A 1590-nucleotide genomic window follows, 5' to 3' on the forward strand; every position below is an offset into this window, starting at 1 on the left:
ATTCACTTCGACGCGCACACTGACACTTACAGTCAGGGTAGTCGTTACGATCACGGTACTATGTTCTACCATGCGCCAAATGAAGGTTTAATTTCGCCTGAACATTCAGTGCAAATTGGTATTCGTACAGAGTACAAGCAGGAAGGGCACGGCTTTAACGTTATTAACGCGATGCAAGCGAACGACATGAGCGTGGACGAGATCATTGCTCAAGTGAAAGGCATTGTCGGTGATAAGCCAGTTTACCTAACGTTTGATATCGACTGTCTGGATCCTGCTTTTGCTCCGGGTACAGGTACTCCGGTTTGCGGCGGTTTGAATTCAGATAAAGTTCTGAAAATTATCCGTGGCTTGCAAGGTATCAACATGGTTGGTATGGACGTTGTAGAGGTTTCTCCAGCGTATGACCAAAGCGAGATTACAGCATTGGCTGGCGCGACGATTGCTCTCGAGCTGCTTTACGTTTGGACGGCGAACCGCCTCGCTAAATAGTAGTGTGTCATTGCTAACAGCATGATGCTATGTACTGATTTTAAAGCCCACTAAGGTTCAACTTAGTGGGCTTTTTTTTTGTCACTTCCAGAAAATAACCTGTGACCAAATTGAAGAGGGGAGCTGTTGTTTATCAGTTGGTTAAAATTCCGACATATACATTTTATGCAACTTATTTTATTGTTTTTGATACAAATTCCGCCACCTATCCTCTGGTTATTGTCTCACAAATGGGAATTGCTTTTGCTTTGTTGTGAACGTATAGAAAGACTCAATCAATACCCCATGTTTGCTAATGATTTATCAACTTTATTGCTGTATATGTTTATAAATAATGAGGTGTAATTACATTGTGAATTTATTTGCATATAAATCAGCACCATACTAACTTTTAACTAAGTTATTCAAACCCCAGCAAGAATCCCTCGATTTGTGAAAAGACGCCTCTTAGCACAGACATGGCATTTTTTATGGGGAAGACTAGTCTTAAGAGTAAGTAAACTATAAAAAAACAGGTGAAATACTTTCTCATTTCAGGCCATTTAGGCGTAACAATGGATTGTCATTGATGAGAGCTAAGTATGTATTCAAGTGAAACCTGAAATTGCTATTACCAATAATTTTCACAGCGCTCGAGAGCAGTGTTTTGTGACTATGGGGGATATATGGATATCGAAGTTTCACGCCAGGTTGCTGTAGTTGAAGCAGTTAGTGGACATGTTGTGGTCGTTAAGCCAGACGGCAGCGCAAGAAAAATTTCAATTGGCGATATCATCCGTGAAAATGAGATCGTGATTACGGCTAACAAGTCAGAACTTGTATTAGGTGTTCAGAATGATTCAATTCCAGTTGCAGAGAATTGTGTCGGTTGTATTGATGAAAATGCTGCATGGGTAGACGCCCCAATAGCCGGTGAGGTTAATTTTGACTTACAGCAAGCGGACGCAGAAACCTTCACCGAAGACGACCTTGCTGCAATTCAAGAAGCCATTTTAGGTGGTGCCGATCCGACTCAAATCCTAGAGGCAACGGCCGCTGGTGCAGGGCAAGGTTCTGCAAACTCCGGCTTTGTCACTATTGATTATAACTACACACAGA

General features: G+C 41.8%; 2 protein-coding genes. Both read left to right on the top strand.

Annotated elements, in window-relative coordinates; genetic code table 11:
- A partial coding sequence (locus IQQ51_RS27065) for an arginase family protein (protein ID WP_228012847.1) occupies positions 1 to 492 on the top strand: 492 nt, incomplete at its 5' end.
- Positions 493 to 1157: 665 nt separating this feature from the next.
- A partial coding sequence (locus IQQ51_RS27070; protein WP_228012848.1) for a retention module-containing protein occupies positions 1158 to 1590 on the top strand: 433 nt, incomplete at its 3' end.

It is taken from the genome of Vibrio sp. OPT18, assembly GCF_015163615.1.
In the GTDB taxonomy this organism is placed as follows: domain Bacteria; phylum Pseudomonadota; class Gammaproteobacteria; order Enterobacterales; family Vibrionaceae; genus Vibrio; species Vibrio coralliirubri.